Origin of the sequence: Paraburkholderia sp. J11-2 (assembly GCF_905220185.1) — a bacterium.
Classification (GTDB): Bacteria; Pseudomonadota; Gammaproteobacteria; order Burkholderiales; family Burkholderiaceae; genus Paraburkholderia.
In genome coordinates this window covers 1-2,452 of sequence record NZ_CAJMYY010000071.1, presented here as the reverse complement: position 1 = coordinate 2,452, position 2,452 = coordinate 1, and the positions used below count along the sequence as shown (strand labels likewise).

The following is a 2,452-nucleotide window of genomic DNA, read 5'->3' as shown; positions in this document are numbered from 1 at the left end:
ATGACTTCCGCGACGATCGAACGTATCGAAACCCGCCTGGTAGATCTGCCGACGATTCGCCCTCACAAGCTATCCGTCGCCACGATGTACGGGCAAACCCTGATGCTCGTAAAGGTGTACTGCAGCGATGGCGTGACCGGCATCGGCGAAGGCACCACCATTGCCGGCATGGCTTACGGCCCCGAAAGCCCGGAAGCGATGAAGCTGGCGATCGACGCCTACTTCGCCCCCGCGATGATCGGTCAGAACGCCACGCGCATCCAGGCGCTCATGGCGCACCTCGGCAAGCTCGTCAAGGTCAATCACTTCGCCAAGTGCGCGCTGGAAACCGCGCTGCTCGACGCACAGGGCAAGCGCCTTGGCGTGCCGGTGAGCGAACTGCTGGGCGGCCGCCGCCGCGAGCGCCTGCCGGTGGCATGGACGCTGGCATCGGGTGACACCGCCAGGGACATCGCCGAAGCCGAGGCCATGCTCGAAGTGCGCCGCCACAAGATCTTCAAGCTGAAGATCGGCGCGAAGGACCTCAAGACCGACATCAAGCACGTCGCCGACATCAAGAAGGCGATGGGCGAGCGCGCCGCCGTGCGCGTGGACGTCAACATGGCCTGGAGCGAAACGCAGGCGGCGTGGGCGATTCCCGCGCTGGCGGAAGCCGGTTGCGAACTGGTCGAACAGCCGGTCGCTTCACCCGCGGCGCTCGCGCGCCTCATGCGCCGTTTCCCGGTGGCGTTGATGGCCGACGAAATCCTGCAAGGACCGGAAAGCGCGTTCGAGATCGCGAAGAACGAGGGCGCCGATGTGTTCGCCATCAAGATCGAACAAAGCGGCGGGCTGTTCGCCGCGCAGCGCGTGGCCACGATTGCGGACGCCGCGGGTATCGAGCTGTACGGCGGCACGATGCTCGAAGGCGCGTTCAGCACGGTGGCATCGGCGCACCTGTTCGCGAGCTTTGCGAACCTGCAGTGGGGCACCGAGCTGTTCGGCCCCTTGCTGATCACCGAAGAGATTCTGACCACCCCGCTGGACTACAGCGACTTCGAGCTGACGGTGCCGAACGGCCCGGGTCTGGGCATCGAACTGGACGAAGCGAAGGTCAAGCGCTTCACCCGCGACGGCCTGCTGAAAGTGACGAAATAATCCGGACACCTGACAAACGGAATTTGACGATGCTATTCCACGTACGAATGGATGTGAACATCCCGGCCGACATGCCCGCCAACGTCGCCAATGAAATCAAGGCGCGCGAAAAGGCGTACTCGCAGGAGCTGCAGCGCAGCGGCAAGTGGCGCCATATCTGGCGACTGGTGGGCGAGTACGCGAACTACAGCATCTTCGATGTAGAGAGCAATGCTGAGTTGCACGACATTCTCACCGCCTTGCCGCTTTTCCCGTACATGAAGATTTCGGTGACGCCGTTGTGTCGCCACCCGTCCTCCGTCAGGGACAACGACGCTTGAGCTGATTTCCCCCCAATACCAGGAAGCACCAGCCAGTATCAGGAGACAAATACCATGAGCGCAAAAGTATTCGAAACGAAGGAAGTGCAGGACCTGCTGAAGGCCGCTGCGAATCTCAATGGCGGCAGCGGCAACGCGCGTTTCCAGCAGGTCGTCTATCGACTGCTGGGCGATCTGTTCAAGGCCATCGACGATCTCGACATCACGCCCGATGAAGTGTGGGCCGGCGTGAACTATCTGAACAAGCTGGGCCAGGACGGCGAAGCTGCGCTGCTGGCGGCCGGCCTTGGCCTTGAAAAGTACCTCGACATCCGCATGGACGCCGCAGACAAGGCGGTGGGTCTCGAAGGCGGCACGCCGCGCACGATCGAAGGACCGTTGTACGTTGCGGGCGCACCGGTGCGCGAAGGCGTTTCGCGAATCGATCTCAACCCGGACGCCGACGCGGGCCCGCTCGTCATTCACGGCACCGTCACGGATCTCGACGGCAAACCGCTCGCGGGCGCCCTGGTCGAATGCTGGCACGCCAATTCGAAGGGCTTTTATTCGCACTTCGATCCGACGGGTGCACAGGACGACTTCAACCTGCGCGGCGCGGTCAAGACCGGCGCAGACGGCAAGTACGAATTCCGCACGCTTATGCCGGTGGGCTACGGCTGCCCGCCCCAGGGCGCGACGCAGCAGCTCCTGGACGGCCTTGGCCGCCACGGCAACCGCCCGGCGCACGTGCACTTCTTCGTCTCGGCGGATAACAGCCGCAAGCTCACCACGCAATTCAATATTGAAGGCGACCCGCTCATTTGGGACGACTTCGCCTACGCGACCCGTGAAGAACTGATTCCGCACGTGACGGAAAAGTCCGGTGGCACGGCGCTCGGCCTGAAAGCCGACACGTACAAGGCCATCGAGTTCAACGTGACGCTCACCCCGCTGGTCCAGGGTAAGGACAACCAGCTCGTTCACCGCCTGCGCGCCGAAGCCACGGCGTAACCGTC

3 protein-coding genes are annotated in these 2,452 nt (G+C 63.1%); all 3 read left to right on the top strand.

The features are described 5' to 3' along the window. The 3 genes from U5A57_RS41120 to catA are packed head-to-tail and all read left to right on the top strand — an operon-like array spanning position 1 to position 2,447. Entirely contained in the window at positions 1-1,137 is a 1,137-nt protein-coding gene (locus U5A57_RS41120) for a muconate/chloromuconate family cycloisomerase (RefSeq protein WP_321918049.1), read from the top strand. Positions 1,138-1,166: 29 nt separating this feature from the next. After that, entirely contained in the window at positions 1,167-1,457 is a 291-nt protein-coding gene (gene catC / locus U5A57_RS41115) for a muconolactone Delta-isomerase (RefSeq protein WP_110382889.1), read from the top strand. Between the two features lie 54 nt (positions 1,458-1,511). Further along, on the top strand, positions 1,512-2,447 hold the full coding sequence (gene catA, locus U5A57_RS41110) for a catechol 1,2-dioxygenase (RefSeq protein ID WP_321918047.1): 936 nt from the start codon (positions 1,512-1,514) through the stop codon (positions 2,445-2,447). Positions 2,448-2,452: the final 5 nt, after the last annotated feature.

Coding starts and splice junctions, on each gene's coding strand:
- U5A57_RS41120 (WP_321918049.1), top strand. CDS start 1: ATGACTTCCGCGACGATCGAACGTATCGAAACCCGCCTGGTAGATCTG.
- catC (WP_110382889.1), top strand. CDS start 1,167: ATGCTATTCCACGTACGAATGGATGTGAACATCCCGGCCGACATGCCC.
- catA (WP_321918047.1), top strand. CDS start 1,512: ATGAGCGCAAAAGTATTCGAAACGAAGGAAGTGCAGGACCTGCTGAAG.